We start from the raw sequence: 23,302 nt of genomic DNA, 5'->3' as shown, positions 1-23,302 counted from the left end.
ATGGGAACACGCTCGGTCGTCATCGCCGTCACCGTCGCGGCCGTTCTCGCTCTGACCTCGTGCGCCGCCGAGGCGGCCCCGCGCCGCACCGTGCTGCCGACGCCGGGCATCACCTCGTCAGCATCCGCTTCGGCAACCACGCCGACGACGCCTCCCGCCACCCCGCCGTCCCCGACGGGGGAGCCGTCCGCACCGGCCGGCGCGATGGAGGTCGCCTGTCCGGGTGGAAGCGCCAGCGTGTCGGCGGGCTCCGGCAGCTACGTGCTGACCGAGCCGTGTGCCCGCGTCGCCGTGGCCGGAAACGCCATCATCCTCGAGACGGGAGGCGTCGCCATCGACACCCTCCTCGTCCAGGGCGACGGCAACACGATCAGCGGCAGCGGTGTCGCGGGGGCGGTCACCCTCGAGGGACAGGACAACGTCGTCGCGACCGGTCGCGCGGACGACGTGACGATCCGCGGGCAACGAAACAGCCTCACGAGCGCCGACCGGATCGCGACGCTTGAGATCGCGGGCAGTGCCAACACGATCGCCGCCCCCGGCATCGGCACCTCCACCGTCAGCGGAGACGGCAACACCTACCCCGGGTCGTGAGGCGCGTCGCAGCACGGCAGGAGGATCGCGCGCGGCAGCTCGGCGAGAAGGCGCAGCGGGGTGATGTACGCGCCGTCCTCGCGCGCGCCGAGGTGGAGCTCACCGGTTCTCGTGTGTCCGCCGGTGCCGACCGTCGCCACGACGTCGCCGGCGCGCACGACGGCTCCCGCGGCGACCAGGGGCTCGACCGGCTCCAGCGTGCTGACGAGGCCGCCGCCGTGATCGATCGTCAGGATGCCGCGGTCGACGACGGTACCCGCGAAGGCGACCACTCCGTCGTCCGGTGAGGTCACCGGGCTGCCGACGGCCGCTGCCAGGTCGATGCCGCGATGCCCGTCGCCGTACGCGTGAGCAGGTGCCCGATACGGCTCGCTGATCCGCGGCGGGCGCACCGGCCAGGCCCATCGCGGCGGATGCTCCGCGTCGCCGTCGGCCGCCGCGGAGACGTCCGCGGGGGCACCTTCGAACGGGTTCCCGGAGGCATGCACCGCCGGCGGGCGCGCAGCGGCCGTCGCCGCCCCGGGCGGCAGCACGAACGCGACCGCCGAGAGGACGATGATCGCCCCGGCGGGGCCGCGTGCACGCATCCCTCCACCGTGGTCGACAGATGCGGTCCGCGCCGGACGACCGCCGATCCGTGGACGCGAACCCGCGTCGCCGCGGCGGGGGAGGAGGCGGTGCGACTGATACACTGTTGCCTGCACCCCGCGCGTCGGGGTGACTCCGCGTGCCCACAGCGGGACCGTCCTGAGACGGATTCCGCGGCATCCACACCCCGAGGTCTCACCGTGAGAACGGCGAGCGGGTGTGCGCCGGGCGCCAGGCGCACGGGACCGACCGGTCCCCGCGATCAACCCAACGAAAAGGAGAACGGCCATGGCCGTCGTCACCATCCGCCAGCTGCTCGACAGCGGCGTGCACTTCGGACACCAGACCCGCCGGTGGAACCCGAAGGTCAAGCGCTTCATCCTCACCGAGCGCTCCGGCATCCACATCATCGACCTGCAGCAGTCGCTGTCGTACATCGACAAGGCGTACGAGTACGTCCGCGAGACGGTCGCCCACGGCGGCACCGTCCTGTTCGTCGGCACCAAGAAGCAGGCCCAGGAAGTCATCGCCGAGCAGGCGACCCGCGTCGGTCAGCCCTACGTCAACCAGCGTTGGCTCGGTGGTCTCCTGACGAACTTCTCGACCGTCAGCAAGCGCCTCGCCCGCATGAAGGAGCTCGAGGAGCTCGACTTCGACAACCCCGCCGACAGCGGCTTCACCAAGAAGGAGCTCCTGCTCAAGAAGCGCGAGCTCGACAAGCTGCACAAGTCGCTCGGCGGTATCCGCAACCTGCAGAAGACGCCGTCGGCCATCTGGGTCGTCGACGCCAAGCGCGAGCACCTCGCGATCGACGAGGCCAAGAAGCTCGGCATCCCCGTGATCGGCATCCTCGACACGAACGCCGACCCCGACGAGTTCCAGTTCCCGATCCCGGGCAACGACGACGCGATCCGCTCGGTGGGCCTGCTCACCCGCATCATCGCCGACGCCGCCGCGGAGGGCCTCATCCAGCGTCACCAGCCGACCGACGAGTCCGCCGACGCCGAGCCCCTCGCCGACTGGGAGCGCGAGCTGCTCGAGACGCCCGTCGTCACCGACGTGGCCGAGGTCGAGACCATCGCCACCGAGTCGGCCGCCGACGTCGAGGGCGCCGAGGCCAAGGCCGAGGGCGACGCCGCGGCGACTGCTGCCGAGTAAGACCACTTTCGCGCCGGTGCGAAGCCGCTCCTGAGGGACGGCTTCGCACCGGCATCCCACGAGAACTCACGACACGCAAGGAGCCACCACCCATGGCAAACTTCACCATCGCCGACATCAAGGCCCTGCGCGAGCAGCTCGGCACGGGCATGGTCGACACCAAGAAGGCGCTCGAGGAGGCCGACGGCGACCTCGAGAAGGCCGTCGAGATCCTCCGCCTCAAGGGCGCGAAGGGCAACGCGAAGCGTGCCGACCGCTCCACCAGCGAAGGCCTCGTCACCGCCGCGCTGAACGACGGCAAGGTCACCATCCTCGAGCTGAACACCGAGACCGACTTCGTCGCCAAGAACGAGCGCTTCATCGCCCTCGCCGACAAGGTGCTCGCCGCGGCCGCCGCCGTCGGCGCCGACTCCGTCGAGGCCGCGCTGGCCGCGGATGCCGACGGCACGTCCGTCGCCGACCTCATCTCCGACGAGGCCGCGATCATCGGCGAGAAGGTCGAACTGCGCCGCGTGCGCACGCTCTCGGGCGACAAGTTCGAGATCTACCTGCACAAGACGAGCAAGGACCTCCCCCCGCAGGTCGGCGTGGTGCTCGCCTACAGCGGTGACGACGCGGAGACCGCGCGCTCCATCGCGCAGCACATCTCGTTCGCCAACCCGACCTACCTCACGCGCGACGACGTCCCCGCCGACGAGGTCGAGAAGGAGCGCGAGATCGTCACCGAGATCTCCCGCAACGAGGGCAAGCCGGAGGCGGCCCTTCCGAAGATCGTCGAGGGCCGCGTGAACGCGTTCTTCAAGCAGGTCGCCCTGCTCGACCAGGACTACGCGAAGGACAACAAGCTGTCCGTCGCCAAGGTCGCCGGCGACGCCGGGATCACGATCACCGACTTCGCCCGCTTCAAGGTCGGCGCGTAAGTCGTTCGAAGGGGTCCGCATTCATCGAATGCGGACCCCTTTTCCATGCCCTGCCTTCGATAGTCTGCAACTCGACGAGAGGAACCCCCTGTGATCGATGAGAACACCGGACGCCGCCGCGTCCTCCTGAAGCTGTCCGGCGAAGCGTTCGGAGGGGGCCAGCTCGGCGTCAACCCCGACGTGGTCGGTCAGATCGCGCGTGAGATCGCCGCCGCCGTGGATCGTGTCGAGATCTCCATCGTCGTGGGCGGTGGCAACTTCTTCCGCGGAGCCGAGCTCAGCCAGCGGGGGATGGACCGCGGCCGCGCGGACTACATGGGCATGCTGGGAACGGTCATGAACGCCCTGGCGCTGCAGGACTTCCTCGAGCAGGCGGGGGCCGCCACGCGCGTCCAGTCGGCCATCTCCATGACCCAGGTCGCCGAGCCCTACATCCCGCGTCGCGCCGAGCGCCACATGGAGAAGGGTCGCGTCGTCATCTTCGGTGCCGGCGCCGGCCTGCCCTACTTCTCGACCGACACGGTCGCCGCCCAGCGCGCGCTGGAGATCGGCGCCGATGAGGTGCTCGTCGCCAAGAACGGCGTCGACGGCGTCTACACGGCCGACCCCAAGACGAACCCGGATGCCGAGCGCATCGACACGATCACGTACCGCGACGCGCTCCAGCGCGGGCTCAAGGTCGTCGACTCCACGGCGTTCAGCCTCTGCATGGACAACGGCATCGACATGCGCGTGTTCGGCATGGAGCCGGCCGGCAACGTCACGCGCGCGCTGCTGGGCGAATCGATCGGAACGCTCGTCACCGTCTGAGTCGGACGACGCCCCGCACTAGACTTTCCCTGACGTACCGAATGAATGGAGTGACCGTGATCGCCGAGATCCTGGCCGACACGTCCGCCCGCATGGACCGCGCCGTCGAGGCCGCGAAGGACGACTTCGCGACCGTGCGCACGGGCCGCGCGAACCCCCAGCTCTTCCAGAAGATCCTGGTCGACTACTACGGCTCCCCGACGCCGCTCGCGCAGCTCGCGTCGCTGAACACGCCCGAGGCCCGCACGCTCGTCGTGACGCCGTACGACAAGTCGGCGCTGAAGGCCATCGAGCAGGCGATCCGCGACATGCCGAACCTCGGCGCCAACCCGTCGAACGACGGCAACATCGTGCGCGTCTCGATGCCCGAGCTCACCGCCGAGCGCCGCAAGGAGTACGTCAAGCTCGTGCGCACCAAGGGCGAGGACGCGAAGGTGCACCTGCGCGGCATCCGTCGGAAGGCGAAGGACGAGCTGGATGCGCTCAAGAGCGAGGTCGGCGAAGACGATCTCGTGCGCGCTGAGAAGGAACTCGACGCCGTCACGCGCAGCCATGTCGACGACATCGACGAGGCCCTCAAGCGCAAAGAGGCCGAGCTTCTCGAGGTCTGAGGACGTGCCGACCACCGACTCCCCGGGGGATGCCGGGCCCGGAGGCGTTCCGGGGCCGGAGGGCGAGCGCGCCCGCCCCGGGACCTCGGCCGGTTTCCAGGCCCACGTGCGTGCGGCACGCAGCGAGTTCGAGCATCAGATCGATCGCGCGCGCGCCGATTTCGAAGAGGTCAACGACCGCATCAACGCGCGGACGGGGCGCAACCTGCTGATGGCGACCCTCATCGGGCTCGCCGTGGGCGCCGTCGTGCTGGGGTCGCTGCTGTTCATCAAGTGGCTGTTCCTGGTCTTCGCGATCCCGGTGTGCCTGCTGGGGGTCTTCGAGTTCAGCCGTGCCCTCCAGACCGCCGGTCGGCGCGTCGACGTCTGGCCGCAGGTCGTGGCCGGTGCCGTGATCATGCTGTCCGCCTTCTTCGCGGGACACCTCACGCATTGGGCGCTCACCTTCGGCGCCGTCGCCGCCGTCATCGTGTGGCGGCTGCTCGCCCAGATGATCGCCAGTGACGGTCGCCGCTACGGAGACGTGCTCGGCGACGTCTTGATCGCCGGCTTCCTGCCCCTCTACGTGCCCTTCCTCGCCAGCCTGGCGCTCGTGCTGCTGCGTCAGGAGCAGGGCGAGTACTGGGTGCTCGGCATGCTCATCGCCGTCGTCGCCGCCGACACCGGCGCGTACGCCTCCGGCCTCGCGTTCGGCGCGCACCCGATGGCGCCGCGGATCAGTCCGAAGAAGACCTGGGAGGGCTTCGCGGGCGGCGCCGTGGCCACGGTGATCGCGGCCGTGCTGTGGGGCATCTTCGCCCTCCACGTGCCGTGGTGGGCCGGAGCGGTGTTCGGCCTCCTGATCCTGGGCTGCGCCACGGTGGGCGACCTCGGCGAGTCGATGATCAAGCGCGACCTCGGCATTAAGGACATGAGCTCCTGGCTGCCGGGTCACGGCGGTGTGCTGGACCGGCTGGATTCGATCCTGCCGTCCGCGGCTGCCGCCCTCGCCCTCTACTTCCTCTTCTTCCCCCTGGTGACCCTATGAGCGACGTTTCCGAGACCCACGCCCCGGCGTTCCCCCACACGTCAGGCCGCACGCGCGGCTACCGGCCCGACGCGGTCGACGCGTTCCTCGCGCGGGCGCGCACAGCCTTCGAGGACGGTGAGGCGACCGACATCGACTCGACCGTCGTCCGCACGGCCGCCTTCCCGCTCGTGCGGCACGGCTATCAGGTGTCGGCCGTGGATGCGGCGTTGAGCCGGATCGAGGATGCCTTCGCCGCCCGCGAGCGCGAGCAGGCGCTGTCGCGACGGGGTGCGCGCGCCTGGGTCGGGCAGTCGCGCCAGCTCGCCCAGGAGGTGCTGGACCGCCTCACCCGTCCGCGGGGCCACCGGTTCCGCCGGGTGGGCGCCCTCCGCTTCGGCTACCGCGTCGACGAGGTCGACCTCGTCGCCGACAAGATCGCGCGGTTCCTCGAGAGCGGCGAGCCCGTCACGGTGGATCAGGTGCGGTCGGTCGCCTTCCGCATGCAGCGTCGCGGTTACAGCGAGGCGCAGGTGGACGCGGTGCTCGATGCGACCGTCGAGGTGATGCTGGCGGTCGTGTGACCGCCACTCGTGTGGGCGTCGCCGTCGCGAGGCTAGAATCGGAGCACTGTGACTTCTGACGCCGAGCTCACCGCCGCTCCCGCCGCCGCACCGGCGACCCGGGTCGATGGGCGTGCGGCTGCGAGATCCGGAGCGGGGCGACGCCCGGCGAAGGCCGCCCCCGTCAAGTGGACGCGGCGTCGCGGGGCGATGAGCGTGTTCGCGGTCGTCGCGGTGCTCGGCTTCGGCGTGGTGTACATCGCGCCGTTGACGGCCTCGACCCCCGAGGCGCACGCCGCGGAAGTCGCCCCCATCTCTCTCTACGCCTCGACCATCGCCGACGCACAGGCGTACCTCGCCGCATCCGATCAGACCACCGGGCTCGGCCGCGACGGCGTCGTCTACAGCGTGTACGTCACGCCGAAGCCCACGCCCACGCCCACGGCGACGGCGACCGGCACCTCGTCGTCGTCTGCCGCGTGGTCGCCGCCCTTCGTGGCCCCGGATCCCGGTACCGCGCAGGCGATCGCCTACTCGATGGTGCAGCAGCGCGGATGGGGCGACGACGAGTTCGCCTGTCTCGTCGCGCTGTGGAACAAGGAGTCGGGCTGGCGCGTCGGCGCCTACAACGCCGGAAGCGGCGCGTACGGCATCCCGCAGGCGCTCCCCGGAAGCAAGATGGCCTCCGCCGGTGCCGACTGGGAGACCAACCCGGCGACGCAGATCGCCTGGGGGCTCGGCTACATCGGCGGCCGCTACAGCACGCCGTGCGGTGCCTGGTCGCACTCGCAGTCCACGGGGTGGTACTGATCCGATGCCGCGCGCGAACCGACGGCAGCCGCAACCCGCCGACGATTCGTTCGATCGGCTCCTGAGCGGGTGGAAGCGCTCCGAGCACCGACGCGGCTCGGAGTGGACGGTGCAGCCGGTCAGCGCCGCGCAGGCGCAGAAGAGCTACACCTGTCCGGGGTGCTCTCGTGCGATCACGCCCGGCACCGCGCACCTCGTGGTCTGGCGCGCGGACGGCGTCCTGGGCGACGCGGCGGACCTCGCGGCTCGCAGACATTGGCACACGGCCTGTTGGAGGATTGCCTGACATGGAGATTCGCGGACCCGTCCAGCTTCCCGCGCGGCGCGAGGAGATCGAGCTCACGACACTCGACGGACTCACGCTGGTCGGGGAGTTGGCGCTGCCCGAGCATCGGGAGCCGGTCGCGACCCTGGTGACGCTGCATCCGCTTCCGACCGCGGGCGGCTTCATGGACTCGCACATCCTCCGGAAGGCCGCGGGGCGGCTGCCGGCGCTGGCCGATCTCGCCGTGCTCCGCTTCAACACGCGGGGCACGAGCTCGCCCCGTGGGACCAGTGAGGGCGCCTTCGACGGCGGACGCGCGGAGGCGTTCGACGTCGCGGCGGCGATGGACTTCGTCACCGCTCGAGGCCTCCCGCACCCCTGGTTGGTCGGCTGGTCGTTCGGCACGGAGCTCGCCCTCAAGTACGGCCGCGACCACGCCGTCGACGGCGTGATCCTGCTCTCGCCACCGCTGCACCGTGCCGGAGCCGACGAGATCGCGGCCTGGCGGGGCGATCCCCGTGCGGTGATCGTGCTCGTGCCGGAGTTCGACGACTACCTGCGACCGGACGAGGCGCGCGAGCGGTTCGCGCCGATCGCGCACGCCGAGCTGATCGCCGTCGAGGGCGGCAAGCACCTGTGGGTGGGGGAGAACCAGACCCGCCGTGTGCTCACCGAGATCGTGGCCGCGGTCAATCCCGACGCGCTGCCGCTGCCCACGCAGTGGGACGGCGACTGACGGCATCCGCCGCGCAGCGCGTCCCCGCCGCTCAGCGCTCGTTCTGCCGCGGAATGATCACCTGGCGGTAGATGATCAGCACGCTCGCCGCGACCGGGATGGCGATGAGCGCGCCGAGCAGGCCGAGGAGCGATCCGCCGGCCAGGGCGGCGATCACCACGACGGCGCCGGGCACGGAGACGGCGCGGTTCATGATGCGCGGCGACAGGACGTAGGCCTCCACCTGCATGTAGATCGCGTACCAGATGAGCGCGACGATCGCCGTCAGGGGCGAGCTGAGCCCGGGGATCAGGCAGGTCAGCACGATGATCGCCGAGCCGGTGAGCGTACCGACGAGCGGGATGAGCGAGAAGAAGAAGGCGACCACGGCCAGCACGGCGGGAAACGGTGCGCCGATGATCGACAGGAACACGGCGCTGAGCACACCGTTGATCGCGCCGAGCGTGACCTGCCCCATGACGTAGTGGCCCACGGATGCCGTGATCTGCTCCGACAGGTCGACGAACCGCGCGCGCTTCGAGGCCGGCACGAGCTGGGCGACCGACGCCTTCAGCGACGGCGTGGAGGCCGTGAAGTAGATCGTGAGGATCAGGATGATGATGGCCCCGGTGACCCCGGAGATGATCCCCGCGCCGATGCCGAGGATCACGTTGCCGGCGGAGGTGCCGATCTGACCGAAGTCGAGCGTGTTGAACCAGTCCGACACGTACGCGAACGCCTTGTCGACGTCGAGCGCCGGGAAGTTGCTGTGCAGCCACGCCGACAGGTCGTCGACGGGGTTCCAGGCGCCGTCCACGGCGCTCTGGATGAGCTGCTGGATCTGCGTCACCAGCTGCGCGATCTGCCCGACCAGGACGGGGATCACGATCAGGACGATGCCCGTGAACACCGCGAGCACGGCGGCGAAGGTGATCAGCAGCGCGGCCCAGCGGGGCAGCTTCCGCCGCTCCAGCCAGCTGACCAGCGGGTCGAGGCCGAGCGCGAGGAACAGTGCGGTGCCCACGTAGAGCAGGATCGTCGACAGGGTCTGCACGCTGGTGATGAGCAGGATGCCGACGCCGACGCCGAGGGTGGCGACGAGGGCCGTGCGGAACGGATGCTGGAGCTTCATGGTGTTGTCAGAATACGCACCGCGTCGGCGTTCCCGTGTCGACACGGCCGAAGCCCGTTCGACCCTCCCGGGCGACGCACAGCCGGATGTCGCTAGTCTGGAATGTCGATTGCGCGCCGTCATCCCGTCTTCGGTGCGCAGGGAGGTGTCTTTCGTGCGTTTCGTCTGGGCTGTAACGGCCTTCGTGCTGGCTGCCCTCATGATCGGGGCGGGGATCGCTCAGCGGACGGTCCTGCAAGGGCCGCGCACGGAGAGCCAGACCATCTCGGTGTCCGGGGATGCCCCCTACGTGTTGATCGACGGCGGCGTCCTCAACAGCCACACCGGCTCGCAGACCCTGCGCGTGAAGGAATCCGGCACGATCTTCGCCTCCTACGGCCGCACCGCCGATCTCGAGGCCTGGCTGACGCCGTCGTCGTACACCCACGTCACCCTGGACGGCGACGAGCTCGCCACCACCGCCGTCGCCGCGAAGACCCCGCCCGCGGAGGGGAGCGCCGCGATCACTCCCGTCGGCTCGGACCTCTGGCTCGACGAGTTCCAGCAGGACGATCTGCTGGTCACCCCCCTTCAGCTGCCGGCGGACATGAGCCTGCTCGTGGCGACCGACGGCATCAAGCCGGCACCGTCGAGCATGACCGTCACGTGGCCGACCGGCGCGACGACCCCCTGGGCCGGTCCGCTCATCGTCGGCGGCAGCATCCTGCTCCTCATCGGTCTCGTGCTGTACGTCCTGGGCGTCCGCCATGCCCGCCGGTCGCGGGGGCCCCGTCGCAAGGGGCTGCCCATGCCCGTCACCGAGCCGATCGATGTCGCGGTGGAGGGCGCCGACAAGGGAGTGATCAGCTCCACGCCGACACGTCGTCAGCTCAGCCGGGGAAAGCGCGTCCTGCTGGCCGCACCCGCCGTGGGCCTGTCAGCCCTCCTGTTCACCGGCTGCACCGCCGATGCGTGGCCTCAGCTGGCCGGCACCCCGACCCCCACGGCATCGGAGAGCGTCGTCGTGCCGCAGGACCAGGGCCGCCCCGCCGTCACGCAGGCCCAGGCCGAGCGCATCCTCACCCGGATCTCCGAGCAGGTGGCGAAGGCGGATGCCGCGAAGGATCCCGCCGCCGCCGCCGAGCGGCTCACCGACTCGGCACTGGCCGCACGCGAGACCGACTATCGCCTGCGCGACGTCGCCGGGCACACGGCACTGGGTGCCCTGCCCGACAAGCCGGTCAAGGTCATCCTGCCGGAGGCCTACGACGGGTGGCCGCGGACGTTCTTCGCCGTCATCGAGACCGGCGACGTCATCCTCAGCGTGACCCAGGAAGACCCGTGGTCGCCCTACAAGGTGACCAACCAGGCCGAGCTGGTGTCGCAGGCGAGCCTCAACCTCGCTCCCGCGTACGTGGGCGCCATCGCGATCGACCCCGACTCGCCGTTCCTCGCGCTCGCTCCGAACAAGGTCGCCGCCGCCTACGCGGACATCCTGACCAACGGCGACAGCAGCCCGTTCGCGGGACAGTTCGACGCCACGAACGATCCGTTCCGCAAGCTCGTCGCCGACAACCGCGCCGCGCGGCTGGAGTCGTTCAACCAGACCGGCGCCCAGACGGGCACGCTCAGCTTCGCCGCCTCGGCGGGGCCCGACGAGCCGATCTCCCTCGCGACACTCGACTCGGGGGCGATCGTCGCGGTCACGGTGCACGAGAGCGACACGGTGAAGCCCACGAACACCGACGCCGTCATCAAGCTCGACAACAACCCGATCGTGCAGACGCTCACCGGCGTGAACCAGTCCTCCAGCGGCTTCACGACGACCTTCGTCGATCAGCTGTTCTTCTTCGTGCCGTCGCAGAGCTCGAACAAGCGCATCCAGCTGCTGGGCTATTCCACCTCCATCCTCGACGCGAAAGTGGTCTCATAAGTGAGCGATCCCACCTCGGGCGCCGTGCTGCGCGGTGCCGTCGACCTGTCCTCTCTCCGATCGCGTGCCGCCGCGCCGGCCGGTGCGGCTGCCGCCGCGGGCGCGCCGACGGCCACGCCGCTCGTCTTCGACGCGACCGACGCGACCTTCGGCGAGGTCCTCGAGCTCTCGCGATCCGTGCCGGTCGTGGTGGACCTCTGGGCCGAATGGTGCGGCCCCTGCACGCAGCTCAGCCCGATCCTGGAGAAGGTCGTCGTCGAGCTCGGCGGACGCCTCGTGCTCGCCAAGGTCGACGTCGACGCGAACCCCCAGCTCGCCCAGGGGTTCCGCGCGCAGTCCATCCCGATGGTCGTGGCGCTCGTCGCGGGGCAGCCGGTGCCGCTGTTCACCGGCGCCGTCCCCGAGCAGCAGGTGCGCGAGGTGTTCGCCCAGCTCCTGCAGCTCGCGGCCCAGAACGGCGTGACCGGCACCGTGCCCGTGGACGGCGCCGGCGCGGATGCCGCCGATGATGCCGAGCCCGCTCTTCCGCCCCTCCATCAGGAGGCCTTCGACGCGATCGAGGCCGGCGACTACGGGCGTGCGGTCTCCGCTTACGAGGCCGCCCTGTCCGAGAACCCCCGCGACGAGCAGGCGCGCGCCGGTCTCGGTCAGGTGCGACTGCTTCAGCGCGTCCAGAGCCTCGATCTCGCCCAGGCCCGCGCCGCCGCGGCGGAGGCTCCCCGCGACATCGAGGCGCAGTTCGCCGTCGCCGACCTCGACATCGCCGGCGGGCACGTCGACGACGCCTTCGGCCGCCTGCTCGACCTCTTCGCCGCGCTGCCGTCGGACGAACGGGCGCCGGTGCGGGAGCGGCTCGTCGAGCTGTTCGCGCTCGTCGGCGACGGCGACGCGCGCGTCATCCGCGCCCGCGGACGGCTGACCTCACTGCTGTTCTGACCCCGCGTCCCGGCGCCGGCCCCGCCATACCGCCGCTCTAGGCGGATCGGCCGAGCCAGAGCACGCCCAGCGGCGGCAGCACGAGGGTCGCGCGCCCGTTGCCGTCGGCGTGCACCGTTCCGAGGTTGCCGACGCCGGAGCCGCCGTACGCCTCTGCATCCGAGTTGAGCAGCTCGGTCCACTCGCCGCCGGCAGGAAGATCCAGCGCGTAGTCGTGCAGCGGCACGCCGGAGAAGTTGCACACCACGGCGACGGCGTTGCCCTCGTGGTCGTACCGCGTGAAGGCGATCACGTTCGGGTTCCAGGTCGGGGCGCCGATGCGCGAGAACGCCGAGCCGTCGCTGTCGCGGGCCCACAGGGGGGGATTCTCCCGATAGACGCGGTTCAGCGCGCCGACGAAGTCCAGCAGTCGGCGGTGCGGCGGCTGATCGAGCATCCACCAGTCGAGGCCGCGTCCCTCCGACCACTCGGAGAGCTGGCCGAAATCCTGGCCCATGAACAGCAGCTGCTTACCCGGGTGTCCCCACATGTAGGCGAGGAAGGCGCGGGTGTTCGCCAGTTTCTGCCAGTGATCGCCCGGCATCCGGGTGAACAGCGTGCCCTTGCCGTGCACGACCTCGTCGTGGCTGATGGGCAGGATGAAGTGCTCGCTGAACGCGTAGACGAACGAGAACGACAGCTCGCCCTCGTGATGCGCGCGGTACATGGGGTCGCGCTTGATGTACTCCAGGGAGTCGTTCATCCAGCCCATGTTCCACTTGAAGCCGAAACCGAGCCCTCCGGCGCTGGTCGGGGCCGTCACGCCCGGGTAGCTCGTGGACTCCTCCGCGATCATCGCGATGCCCGGGTAGCGCTTGTAGGCCGTCGCGTTCACCTCTTGCAGGAACCGGATGGCCTCCAGGTTCTCCCGGCCGCCGTAGATGTTCGGCTCCCACTGGCCTTCCTCGCGCGAGTAGTCGAGGTAGAGCATGGAGGCCACGGCATCCACGCGGAGACCGTCGACGTGGAACTCCTCCAACCAGTACAGCGCGTTCGCGACGAGGAAGTTGCGCACCTCGTTGCGGCCGTAGTCGAAGATCAGCGTGCCCCAGTCCTTGTGCTCGCCACGCCGCGGGTCCGGGTGCTCGTAGAGGGGGTCGCCGTCGAAGCGGGCGAGGGCGAAGGCGTCCTTGGGGAAGTGTCCCGGCACCCAGTCCATGATCACGCCGAAGCCGGCCTGGTGCAGACGGTCGATCAGGTAGCGGAGGTCGTCGGGGCTTCCGAAGCGGCTGGTGGGCGCGTAGTAGCCGCTCACCTGGTAGCCCCAGGACCCGCCGAACGGGTGCTCCGCCAGCGGCAGGAACTCGACGTGCGTGTAGCCGACCTCCGTGAGGTAGTCGATCAGCGGCTCCGCCGCGTCGCGGTAGCCGAGACCGGGCCGCCACGATCCGAGGTGCAGCTCGTAGGTGGACATCGGCTGCGCGAGGACGTCGCGCTCGGCGCGGGCGCTCATCCATGCGCCGTCGCCCCACGTGTGCGCGCTCTCGGTGACGATCGACCCCGTCGCCGGCGGGACCTCCGCGCGTTGCGCCATCGGGTCGGCCTTCAGGATCCAGCCGCCGTGCCGCGTCAGGATCTCGTACTTGTACACCGTGCCGGCGCCGAGTCCCGGCACGAACAGCTCCCAGACACCGCTCGATCCCAGGCTGCGCAGCGCGTGGCCCTGACCGTCCCACGCGTTGAAGTCTCCGACGACGCGGACTGCGCGCGCGTTGGGCGCCCAGACGGCGAAGGACACGCCGGCGACGCCGTCGTAGTGGCGGACGTGGGCACCGAGCGCCTGCCAGAGCTGTTCGTGTCGGCCTTCCGCGATGAGGTGGCGATCGACGTCGCCGAGGGTGGGGAGGTGGCGATAGGGGTCGTCGGCGCGGAAGTCCGGCGCACCGTCGTACGCGGCGACGATCTCGTAGGCCCGCGGCTGCTCCGCGGCGGAGCCTTCCCAGATGCCGGAGCGCACATGGTCCAGGGGGATGCGGACGCCCTCGTCGGTGACCGCCGTGACCGACGACGCCATCGGGCGCCGGGCGCGGATCACCCAGGTGCCGTCGGCGCGGCGGTGCGGGCCCAGGACGTCGTGCGGTGCGTGGTAGGAGCCGGTGGCGACGGTGTCGAGCACCTCGTCGGATACGTCGCTCATCGGGACTCCTTCACGTGCAGGATGTGGACGGGTTCGTCGAACGCGTCCAGTCGGACGAAGTTGTCGCGGTTCCACGTCCAGGCGGCGCCCGTGATGAGGTCCTCCACGACGTAGTCGCTGCCGGGCGTCACCCCGAAGACGGAACTGTCGATGTGGACGGTCGTCTGCCGCGTGGAGTGCGGATCGACGTTGGCCACGACGATGATCGTGTCGGCCCGTCCGGTCTCGCTCAGGGCGGCGGGCAGGTGCTTGACGTACACCAGGATGGCGTCGTCGTCGCTCCAGTGGATGCTGAGGTCGCGCAGCTGACGAAGCGACGGGTGCGCCCTGCGGATCTCGTTGAGCCGCGTGAGGTAGGGAGCGATCGAGACCCCGGCGGATGCCGCGGCATCCCAGTCGCGCAGCTTGTACTCGTACTTCTCGTTGTCGATGTTCTCCTCGGACCCCGGCCGCGCGACGTTCTCGATGAGCTCGTAGCCGGCGTACACCCCGTACGAGGCGCCGGCCGTGGCGGCCAGGGCCGCACGGATCTTGTACGCCGGCCGGCCGCCGTACTGGAGGTACTCGGTGAGGATGTCGGGCGTGTTGACGAACAGGTTGGGACGCATGAAGTCCGCCGTGTCCTGCGAGATCCAGCGGAAGAACTCCTCGAGCTCGGCCTTGGTGTTGCGCCACGTGAAGTAGGAGTAGCTCTGCTGGAAACCCGCCTGCGCGAGGGCCTGCAGCGGGGCCGGCCGGGTGAACGCCTCGGCGAGGAAGACGACGTCGGGGTGCTCCGCGTTGACCGTCGCGATGAGCCATTCCCAGAACTGCAACGGCTTGGTGTGGGGGTTGTCGACGCGGAAGATCTTCACGCCCTGCGCGATCCAGTGCCGGACGATGCGCAGCACCTCGGCGCGGATGCCCTCGGGGTCGTTGTCGAAGTTGATCGGGTAGATGTCCTGATACTTCTTCGGCGGGTTCTCGGCGTACGCGATCGAGCCGTCGGGCAGGGTCGTGAACCACTCGGGGTGAGCGGCCACCCACGGGTGGTCGGGAGCGGCCTGCAGCGCGAGGTCGAGGGCGATCTCCAGGCCCTCCGCACGCGCGGCACGGACGAAGGCGCGGAAATCGGCGAGGGTGCCGAGATCGGGGTGCACGGTGTCGTGCCCGCCCGCCGCGGATCCGATCGCCCAGGGCGAGCCGGGGTCTCCCGGGCCGGCCGTGAGCGTGTTGTTGGGGCCCTTGCGGTTCCTCTCGCCGATCGGGTGGATCGGGGGGAGGTAGAGCACGTCGAAGCCCATCGCGGAGACCGCGGGGAGCCGCTTGGCGGCCGTGCGGAAGGTGCCGCTGCGGATCGTGCCGTCCTTGAGCCGCTTGGCGCCCTCCGAGCGCGGGAAGAACTCGTACCAGGCGCCCACACCGGCGCGCTCCCGCTCCACGAGGAGCTCCTGCTCGGCCCCCACCGTGAGGAGGGACTGCACGGGTCGTGCGCGGAAGAAGGACGCGAGCGCCGGATCGCGCACCACGACGAGAGCCGACTCGTCCGTGACGTCCCCGTCGCGCAGCGCCGCGGCCGCCGCCGTCAGCGCGCGCCGCTCCGCCGCCGGACGGTCCTTCTCCGCGGCGGCGGAGGTGAGCAGACGCGCGCCCGCCTCGCGCATGAGCGGGGCATCGACACCCGCCGCGATCTTCAGGGCGGCGGCGTGCTCCCACGTCGCGAAGTCGTCCGCGAACGCTTCGAACCGGAACCGCCACACCCCCTCCTCGACGGGCGCGAGCTGCACGCTCCAGCGGTCGAAGCCGTCGCCCACGGGCTCCAGCCGGTGCAGCGACTCGTCGCCCGCGGGGGAGAAGAGCCGCACGTGGACGCCGATGAGATCGTGCCCCTCGCGGAAGGCGGTGACCACGAACGGCACCGCCTCGCCCGCGAAGGCGGACGGCCGGAAGAGACCATCGGGGACGGACGGGTGGGCGCCGCCCATCGGGATGCGTCCGGTGCGCGTGTCGGCGACGGCGCGCCACGGCACGGCCGGGCGGACCGGCAGGGGCGCCGCGCTGCGCAGGGGCGCCGTGCGCGGGGGCGGCGTCGTCGCGCGGGGGAGGTCGGAAGGAACGGAGCGCGTCGTCGATGCCACGTCTCGAACCTACCGCCGAAGCGCAGCGGCGGACACCATCTGCCCGCGGGTCCGGCTCATCGTGCGCGGAACAGGTGCAGTGCCGTGCCGGGCAGCGTCACGACGTCGCCCGGCGCGAACACCGGCTCCGTCGTGTCGGGACGGTCGGGCACGCTCGACCACAGCGACACGTACCCCGTGATCCCGTCGATGCGGGGCAGGGTGACGTCGATGGGGCGTTCGGTGCCGTGCACGACGAGCAGGATGCGGTTGGGCGCCTCCTCCTCCGGCGTCGAGGCGGCGTCGTACTGCAGGGTGCGGTGCGCCGGGTCGGTCCACCGCTCGATCGACATGGTCTCGCCGTTCTCGTCGTACCAGTCGATGACCGATGCGCTGGGCACCACGTGCGCGTCGCGCGCGAAGCGGCGCGGACGCAGGGCCGGGTTCTCCCGTCGCAGGTGTACCAGTCGTCGTACATGGGCGAGGAGATCCTCCTGCCACGCGGCGTGCTCCCAGTTCAGCCAGGTCAGGGGCGAGTCGTGGCAGTAGGCGTTGTTGTTGCCGCGCTGGGAGCGCCCGAACTCGTCGCCGGCGGTGATCATGGGCACGCCGGCCGACAGCAGGAGCGTCCCGATCAGGTTGCGCATCGCCTTCCGGCGCGTCGCGAGGATGGCCTCGTCGTCGGTCGGTCCCTCCGCACCGTGGTTGAAGGACCGGTTGGTGTCGGCGCCGTCGCGGTTCTGCTCGCCGTTGCCGAGATTGTGCTTGACGTCGTACGAGACGAGATCGCGGAGGGTGAATCCGTCGTGGGCGGTCACGAAGTTCACGCTCGCCAGCGGCCCGCGCTCCGCGCTGAAGGTGTTGGACGATCCCGCCAGCCGCGTCGCGAACCCTCCCACGCCGACCGGCGAGATCGCGGCCCGGCGCGCGTAGTCGACGTCGCTGAGCCAGAAGTTGCGCACCCGGTCGCGGTAGCGGTCGTTCCACTCCGACCAGCCGGCGCCGAAGTTGCCGGTCTGCCAGCCGCCCATGCCCACGTCCCAGGGCTCGGCGATCTTCTTCAGGCCCGCCAGGGCGGGGTCTTCCACGATCGCGCGCAGCAGCGGATGCCGAGGATCGAACGTGTTCTGTGCGTCGCGCCCCAGCGTGACCGCGAGGTCGAAGCGGAACCCGTCGATCTGCACTTCTTGCGCCCAGTACCGCAACGAGTCCAGGACGAGGCGGGCGGCGGCATCCGTCGCGGTGTTCACCGCGTTGCCGCAGCCGGTGACGTCGATGTAGGCGCCGTCCTCCTGCTGGCGGTAGTAGCCGCGGTTGTCGATGCCGCGCAGACTCGAGCGCGGTCCGCCGAGCCCCAGTTCGGAGGTGTGGTTGTAGACGACGTCGAGGATCACCTCGATGCCCGCGGCGTGCAGATCGCGCACCATCGTCTTCACCTCGCGGAGCACGGCGTCCGGGCCGGCGGCGATCGCCTCCGCCGTCGCGTACGCGGCGTGGGGGGTGAAGAAGTTGAGCGTGTTGTAGCCCCAGTAGTTCGTCAGCCCCTGGTTGAGCAGGCGCGGCTCGGTCTCGAAGGCGTGGATCGGCAGCAGCTCGACGGCGGTCACGCCGAGCGCGGTCAGGTGGGCGATCATCGCGGGGTGACCGAGACCGGCGTACGTGCCGTGCAGCGCCGGCGGGATGTCCGGATGCCGCTTGGTGAGGCCCTTCACGTGGGCCTCGTAGATCACGGTCCGATCCAGCGGGACCGCGGGTCGCCCGACGCCCTGCCAGTCGAAGTCCCGGTCGACGACGGCCGAACGCCACTGGCCGATGCGGACCGGGACGAGCCCCCGCGCGTACGGATCGATCAGCAGGCTCTCCGGGTTGAACGTCTGGCCGGGGCCGGCGGGCCCGCTCACGCGCAGCGCGTAGCAGGCCCCGACGCGCAGTTCCGGTGTCGTGACCTCCCACACGTCGCCGGCCGTCGGCGCGAGGGGCAGGCTCGCAGTGATCCAGTCGAGGTCCTCGCCGTCGAACAGGACGAGCTCGATCGCGGTCGCGTCCTCCGCCCAGACGCGGAGGGTTCCGCCGTCCGGGCCGAGCGTCACCCCCAGGCGGTCGTACGGCGCACCGAGGAAGGCGGCGGGGGGTGCGGTCTCGGACGGCTTCGGGCTGGCCATGCGCTCTAGAGTAGTGACGCGGTGAGACCGCGTCGTCACGAGTGCGGGAGCGTCATGTCGATCTACTTCGACCATGCGGCGTCGGCGCCGCTGCGCGATTCGGCGCGCGACGCGTGGATCTCGGCATCCGCTCTCGTCGGCAATGCCTCGTCGGTCCACGGTGCCGGTCAGGCGGCCCGTCGGCTGCTGGAGGGGTCACGCGAGAGGATCGCGGCGGTGCTCGACTGCGACCCGATCGAGGTCGTGCTGACCTCGGGCGGCACCGAATCGGTGAACCTCGCGCTCAAGGGACTCTGGTGGGCGCGGCCGGCCGATACGGGGGCGATCGTCCTGCCCGACGGCGAGCACCACGCGACGCTGGACGCGGTCGGCTGGCTGCGATCGCAGGGGGCCGCGGTGCGCCCCGTCGGCCTCGACGACGTCGGCCGCATCCGGCAGGAGCACTTCCGCGACGCCCTGACGGCGCCCGAGCCCGCCGCCGTCGCCACCGCGCTCGTCGCGAACAACGAGGTCGGCACCGTCCAGGATGCCGCCGCCCTCGCCGGTGCCGCCGCCGCCGCGGGCGTCGCCCTGCACCTCGACGCGGTCGGCGCCCTGGGCCACGTACCGGTGTCGTTCTCGGCGTGGCGGGCCGACGCGTCCGGTGCCGGCGGCCTGGTCGCCCTCAGCATCTCGGGACACAAGGTGGGCGCGCCCGTCGGCACGGGAGCGCTGGTCGTCTCCCGCCACGCCCGGCTCTCGCCGCTCGTGCACGGCGGCGGCCAGCAGCGCGGTCTGCGCTCCGGCACGCCGGACGTCGCCGGAGCATCCGCGCTGGCGGTCGCGCTGGAGGAGGCGGAGTCGGAACGCGTCGAGGAGACCGCCCGGCTGCGCCGGCTCGGCGACCGTCTGGTCGCCGGCATCCGCGCGGCCGTGCCGGAGGCGGAGCTCCTGGGCGACGCCGACCACCGCATCGCGGGGAACGTGCACGTGCACCTGCCGGGCGCGGCGGGGGAGTCGATGCTGTTCCTGCTCGATCAGGCCGGCATCTCGGTCTCGACCGGCTCGGCCTGCCAGGCCGGCGTCGCAGAGCCGTCGCACGTCGTCCTCGCCCTCGGTCGCGACGAGCGGGTCGCGCGTTCCGTGCTGCGGCTCACCCTGGGGCGCACGTCCACGGAGGCGGACGTCGATGCCCTCCTCTCCGCCCTCCCCGGGGCCTATGCCCGGGCGACGGGAGCGGGACGCCTGCGCAGCGCCGGTGCCGCCGTCCCGGGGCGCTCGTAGACTGGAAGGATGCGGATCCTTGCGGCGATGAGCGGCGGCGTCGACTCCGCCGTCGCGGCGGCGCGCGCGGTCGATGCGGGACACGACGTCGTCGGCGTGCACCTGGCCCTGTCGCGCGCCGGCGGCACCCTGCGCACGGGCAGCCGCGGGTGCTGCACGATCGAGGACGCGATGGATGCCCGCCGCGCGGCCGACCTCCTCGGCATCCCGTTCTACGTCTGGGACTTCTCCGAACGCTTCCGCGACGACGTGATCGACGACTTCGTCGCCGAGTACCGCGCGGGCCGCACCCCCAACCCCTGCATGCGCTGCAACGAGAAGATCAAGTTCGCCGCGCTGCTCGAGCGGGCGCTGGAACTCGGGTTCGACGCCGTCTGCACCGGGCACTACGCCACCCTCGTCGACGGGCCCGACGGACGCGAGCTGCACCGCGCGAGCGACGAGGCGAAGGACCAGTCCTACGTCCTCGGCGTGCTGACGGCCGAGCAGCTGGCGCACACCTACTTCCCGCTCGGGTCGACGCCGTCGAAGGCGGTCGTGCGGGCGGAGGCGGCGGCACGCGGACTGACGGTCGCGCAGAAGCCCGACAGCCACGACATCTGCTTCATCCCCGACGGCGACACCCGCGGGTGGCTCGCCGAGCGGGTGGGGACCGCTCAGGGCGACATCGTCGATCGCACCGGCGCCGTCGTCGGCAGCCACGAGGGCGCCCACGCCTACACCGTCGGCCAGCGGCGCGGTCTGCAGCTGGGCACGCCCGCCGCGGACGGCAAGCCGCGGTTCGTACTGGAGGTCCGTCCGGTCAGCAACACCGTCGTCGTCGGCCCGAAGGAGGCGCTGGCGACCGCGGAGATCTCGGGCGAGCGCGTCACCTGGACGGGACGCGCGCCGGCATCCACGACGTTCGCGTGCCACGTGCAGATCCGCGCCCACGCCGAGCCCGTGGCCGCCCGCGCCGTGATCGAGGGCGGGATGCTGGCGGTGACGCCCGAGGTGCCGTTCGACGGCGTCGCGCCAGGCCAGACCGCGGTGCTCTACGACGGCACCCGCGTGATCGGGCAGTTCACGATCGACCGCACCGTCTCCGCCGTCCCCGTCTAGCGCTCTCTCGCGGCATCCCGTCGCGATTCGGTCGCTTCGCGCGCCCGATCGTGCGCCGGGGCGGGGTTCGGGCGCTCGAGGCGTCCGAAAGTCGCCTCGAGCGCCGGCGCCCCCGCGGTCCGGGGGATGTCGGAGGTGCCGCCTACACTGGCGGGGTGACGGACCACGCAGCACCCCTTCCGGCGAGTCTCGATGATGCGCATCGCGAGGCGCAGCGCCTCACCGACCTGATCGTCGGAGCGCGGGATGCCTACTACGGCCGCGACGCGGAGATCGTCGACGACGCGACGTACGACGGGTGGATGCAGCGACTGGAGGCCGTCGAGCGCGCGTTCCCCGAGGTGCAGGGTCAGGACTCGCCGACGCTGTCGGTCGGGGCGGCGGAGAGCACCATGTTCGCGCCCGTGGAGCATGCCGAGCGGATGCTGAGCCTCGACAACGTCTTCAGCACCGAGGAGCTGCGCGAGTGGTGCGCCAAGACGCAGGCCGCGGCCGGGCGCCCCGTGCGCTGGCTGCTGGAGCTGAAGATCGACGGTCTCGCCATCAATCTGCGGTACGAGCACGGCGTGCTCGTGTCGGCGGCGACCCGCGGCGACGGTCGGGTCGGCGAAGACGTCACCGTCAATGCGCTCCAGGTCGCGGGCATCCCGGCTCGTTTGGAGGGGACGGGCCACCCGCCCCTCGTCGAGGTCCGCGGCGAGGTGTACATCCCCGTCGCGGCGTTCGACGAGCTCAACGCCCTGCAGGCGCGTCTGCGTGAGCGGGTCATCGAGGAGGGCCGCGAGCGCGGCGGCGACGAGGAGAAGCTCACCCGCAGCGCAGCCCGTCGCTTCCCGGCCTTCGCGAACCCCCGCAACGCGGCCAGCGGCGGACTGCGTCAGCAGCTCGACAAGAAGAACGGCATGGAGCGGGAGGCGGGGCATGCGCGACTGAGCTCGCTCCGGCTCTTCGTCCACGGCATCGGCGCCTGGCCCGCCCCGCCGGTCGCATCCCAGAGCGAGGTCTACGCGCTGCTGTCGGCCTGGGGGCTGCCGACCAGCCCGTACTTCCGGACCGCCGACGACATCGACGGCGTCGTGGACTTCGTCGCGCACTACGGCGAGCATCGCCACGACGTCGAGCACGAGATCGACGGCGTCGTCGTCAAGATCGACGAACTGGCGCTGCACGACGAGCTCGGAGCGACCAGCCGGGCCCCGCGCTGGGCCATCGCCTACAAGTACCCTCCCGAGCAGGTCAACACGAAGCTCCTCGACATCGTGGTGTCGGTGGGCCGCACCGGTCGCGCGACACCGTTCGCCGTCATGGCGCCCGCGCGCGTCGCCGGCTCCGTCGTCCGTCAGGCCACCCTGCACAACCAGGAGGTCGTCGTCGCGAAAGGCGTCCTGATCGGCGACACCGTCGTCCTGCGCAAAGCCGGCGACGTCATCCCGGAGGTGCTCGGCCCCGTCGTCGAGCTCCGCGACGGCAGCGAGCGCGCCTTCGTGATGCCGACGCAGTGCCCCGAGTGCGGAGCGACGCTGGCCCCGGCGAAAGAGGGCGACATCGACCTGCGCTGCCCGAACACCCGCACCTGTCCCGCGCAGGTGCGCGGGCGCGTCGAGCACATCGGCTCGCGCGGCGCGCTGGACATCGAGGCGCTCGGCGAGGTGACCGCGGCCGCGCTCACGCAGCCGTCGGTGCCGGCCGAACCGCCCCTCGCCACCGAGGCCGGCCTGTTCGAGCTGACCCTCGCCCAGCTCGTGCCGATCGAGGTCGTGGTGCGCGACAGCGAGACCGGCGAGCCGAAGCTCGACGACGAGACGGGCGCGCCCGTGACGCGGTCCCCGTTCCGACGCCAGCCGTCCGCGGCGGAGAAGAAGCAGGGCCTCACCGGACCGCAGCCCTCCGCCCAGGCGCTGACGTTGCTGGAAGAGCTGGAGAAGGCCAAGACGAAGGACCTGTGGCGCTTCCTCGTGGCCCTCAGCATCCGCCATGTCGGACCCGTCGCGGCGCGCGCGCTGGCGCAGTGGTTCGGGTCGCTCGCGGCCATCCGCACGGCGTCGCGCGATGACCTCGCGGCGGTCGACGGCGTCGGCGGCATCATCGCGGACTCCCTCATCGAATGGTTCGCGGTCGACTGGCACCGCGAGATCGTCGACCGCTGGCAGGCCGCCGGAGCGCGGCTCGAGATCCCCGGGCACCCCGGACCGGGTGCGGCGGCCGCCGCAGGCGGCGTGCTCGACGGTCTCACCGTCGTCGCTACCGGCTCCCTCGAGGGCTACACGCGCGAGGGCGCTCAGGAGGCGATCATCGCGGCGGGCGGCAAGGCCGCGTCATCCGTGTCGAAGAAGACGGACTTCGTCGCGGCGGGCCCCGGCGCCGGCTCCAAGCTCGGCAAGGCCGAGGAGCTCGGCGTGCGGATCATCGACGCCGCGCAGTTCCGCATCCTCGTCGAACAGGGCCCGGCCGCGCTGGACGCCCTCGACCCGGATGCCGGGTGAC

Annotated in this window: 20 protein-coding genes; 15 read left to right on the top strand and 5 right to left on the bottom strand. The window is 71.2% G+C overall.

The window, feature by feature from the left end:
• Positions 1 to 594: a DUF3060 domain-containing protein gene (locus AC1Q49_RS01930; protein ID WP_492490783.1), complete on the top strand. Its 594-nt coding sequence runs from the start codon at positions 1 to 3 to the stop codon at positions 592 to 594.
• On the opposite strand, the gene AC1Q49_RS01925 is transcribed toward AC1Q49_RS01930, so the two are convergent.
• Complete coding sequence (locus AC1Q49_RS01925) at positions 579 to 1,181, bottom strand: murein hydrolase activator EnvC family protein (RefSeq protein ID WP_492490782.1); 603 nt, start codon at positions 1,179 to 1,181, stop codon at positions 579 to 581. The genes AC1Q49_RS01930 and AC1Q49_RS01925 overlap by 16 nt on opposite strands.
• Before the next feature lie 289 nt (positions 1,182 to 1,470).
• On the opposite strand from AC1Q49_RS01925, the gene rpsB reads away from it, so the two are divergent.
• The 9 genes from rpsB (at position 1,471) to AC1Q49_RS01880 (ending at position 8,061) form a co-directional block, all read left to right on the top strand.
• On the top strand, positions 1,471 to 2,340 hold the full coding sequence (gene rpsB, locus AC1Q49_RS01920) for a 30S ribosomal protein S2 (protein WP_060958492.1): 870 nt from the start codon (positions 1,471 to 1,473) through the stop codon (positions 2,338 to 2,340).
• A gap of 92 nt (positions 2,341 to 2,432) precedes the next feature.
• Positions 2,433 to 3,260 (top strand): translation elongation factor Ts, encoded by an 828-nt coding sequence (tsf, locus tag AC1Q49_RS01915; RefSeq protein WP_191008514.1) that lies wholly within the window; start codon positions 2,433 to 2,435, stop codon positions 3,258 to 3,260.
• A gap of 90 nt (positions 3,261 to 3,350) precedes the next feature.
• Entirely contained in the window at positions 3,351 to 4,070 is a 720-nt protein-coding gene (gene pyrH, locus AC1Q49_RS01910; protein WP_060958494.1) for a UMP kinase, read from the top strand.
• Between the two features lie 56 nt (positions 4,071 to 4,126).
• Positions 4,127 to 4,681 carry a ribosome recycling factor gene (gene frr / locus AC1Q49_RS01905; RefSeq protein ID WP_060958581.1) on the top strand — a complete coding sequence of 185 codons (555 nt, stop codon included), beginning with the start codon at positions 4,127 to 4,129 and terminating at the stop codon, positions 4,679 to 4,681.
• 4 nt (positions 4,682 to 4,685) lie between these two features.
• Complete coding sequence (locus AC1Q49_RS01900) at positions 4,686 to 5,708, top strand: phosphatidate cytidylyltransferase (RefSeq protein ID WP_101306246.1); 1,023 nt, start codon at positions 4,686 to 4,688, stop codon at positions 5,706 to 5,708.
• The gene (locus AC1Q49_RS01895; RefSeq protein WP_492490781.1) at positions 5,705 to 6,271 is read left to right on the top strand and encodes a DivIVA domain-containing protein; all 567 of its coding nucleotides are present in this window, start codon (positions 5,705 to 5,707) and stop codon (positions 6,269 to 6,271) included. The genes AC1Q49_RS01900 and AC1Q49_RS01895 overlap by 4 nt, the downstream gene beginning before the upstream one ends.
• Before the next feature lie 48 nt (positions 6,272 to 6,319).
• A complete protein-coding gene (locus AC1Q49_RS01890; protein ID WP_375140948.1) occupies positions 6,320 to 7,060 on the top strand; it encodes an aggregation-promoting factor C-terminal-like domain-containing protein in 741 nt (246 codons plus the stop codon).
• A 4-nt stretch (positions 7,061 to 7,064) separates the two neighbouring features.
• Complete coding sequence (locus tag AC1Q49_RS01885) at positions 7,065 to 7,346, top strand: Rv1322 family protein (protein ID WP_060958498.1); 282 nt, start codon at positions 7,065 to 7,067, stop codon at positions 7,344 to 7,346.
• 1 nt (position 7,347) lies between these two features.
• Positions 7,348 to 8,061: an alpha/beta hydrolase gene (locus AC1Q49_RS01880; RefSeq protein WP_101306247.1), complete on the top strand. Its 714-nt coding sequence runs from the start codon at positions 7,348 to 7,350 to the stop codon at positions 8,059 to 8,061.
• Between the two features lie 31 nt (positions 8,062 to 8,092).
• Here the strand turns inward: AC1Q49_RS01880 and AC1Q49_RS01875 are convergent, their stop codons facing one another.
• Positions 8,093 to 9,172 (bottom strand): AI-2E family transporter, encoded by a 1,080-nt coding sequence (locus tag AC1Q49_RS01875; RefSeq protein ID WP_492490780.1) that lies wholly within the window; start codon positions 9,170 to 9,172, stop codon positions 8,093 to 8,095.
• A 154-nt stretch (positions 9,173 to 9,326) separates the two neighbouring features.
• On the opposite strand from AC1Q49_RS01875, the gene AC1Q49_RS01870 reads away from it, so the two are divergent.
• Positions 9,327 to 11,084 carry a DUF8094 domain-containing protein gene (locus tag AC1Q49_RS01870; RefSeq protein ID WP_492490779.1) on the top strand — a complete coding sequence of 586 codons (1,758 nt, stop codon included), beginning with the start codon at positions 9,327 to 9,329 and terminating at the stop codon, positions 11,082 to 11,084.
• Positions 11,085 to 12,020, top strand: coding sequence for a tetratricopeptide repeat protein (locus AC1Q49_RS01865; protein ID WP_492490778.1), 936 nt, complete (start codon positions 11,085 to 11,087; stop codon positions 12,018 to 12,020).
• Between the two features lie 37 nt (positions 12,021 to 12,057).
• Here AC1Q49_RS01865 and glgB read toward each other — a convergent pair whose 3' ends face one another.
• The 3 genes from glgB to glgX form a co-directional block, all read right to left on the bottom strand.
• The gene (gene glgB / locus AC1Q49_RS01860; RefSeq protein WP_191008517.1) at positions 12,058 to 14,196 is read right to left on the bottom strand and encodes a 1,4-alpha-glucan branching protein GlgB; all 2,139 of its coding nucleotides are present in this window, start codon (positions 14,194 to 14,196) and stop codon (positions 12,058 to 12,060) included.
• Complete coding sequence (locus tag AC1Q49_RS01855) at positions 14,193 to 16,160, bottom strand: alpha-1,4-glucan--maltose-1-phosphate maltosyltransferase (protein ID WP_492490836.1); 1,968 nt, start codon at positions 16,158 to 16,160, stop codon at positions 14,193 to 14,195. Before AC1Q49_RS01855 ends, glgB begins: the two co-directional genes overlap by 4 nt.
• Positions 16,161 to 16,369: 209 nt before the next feature.
• Positions 16,370 to 18,454 (bottom strand): glycogen debranching protein GlgX, encoded by a 2,085-nt coding sequence (gene glgX, locus AC1Q49_RS01850; protein WP_492490777.1) that lies wholly within the window; start codon positions 18,452 to 18,454, stop codon positions 16,370 to 16,372.
• 54 nt (positions 18,455 to 18,508) lie between these two features.
• Between glgX and AC1Q49_RS01845 the strand changes: the two genes are divergently transcribed.
• The 3 genes from AC1Q49_RS01845 (at position 18,509) to ligA (ending at position 23,301) form a co-directional block, all read left to right on the top strand.
• Positions 18,509 to 19,717, top strand: coding sequence for a cysteine desulfurase family protein (locus AC1Q49_RS01845; RefSeq protein ID WP_492490776.1), 1,209 nt, complete (start codon positions 18,509 to 18,511; stop codon positions 19,715 to 19,717).
• Between the two features lie 9 nt (positions 19,718 to 19,726).
• Positions 19,727 to 20,818 (top strand): tRNA 2-thiouridine(34) synthase MnmA, encoded by a 1,092-nt coding sequence (gene mnmA, locus AC1Q49_RS01840; protein ID WP_492490775.1) that lies wholly within the window; start codon positions 19,727 to 19,729, stop codon positions 20,816 to 20,818.
• A 155-nt stretch (positions 20,819 to 20,973) separates the two neighbouring features.
• Entirely contained in the window at positions 20,974 to 23,301 is a 2,328-nt protein-coding gene (gene ligA / locus AC1Q49_RS01835; RefSeq protein WP_492490774.1) for an NAD-dependent DNA ligase LigA, read from the top strand.
• Position 23,302 lies beyond the last annotated feature (1 nt).

This window comes from Microbacterium sp. MPR-TSA4, from assembly GCF_058792815.1.
The sequence above is the reverse complement of the archived record's forward strand: the minus strand, read 5'-3'. Positions and strand labels throughout refer to the sequence as shown.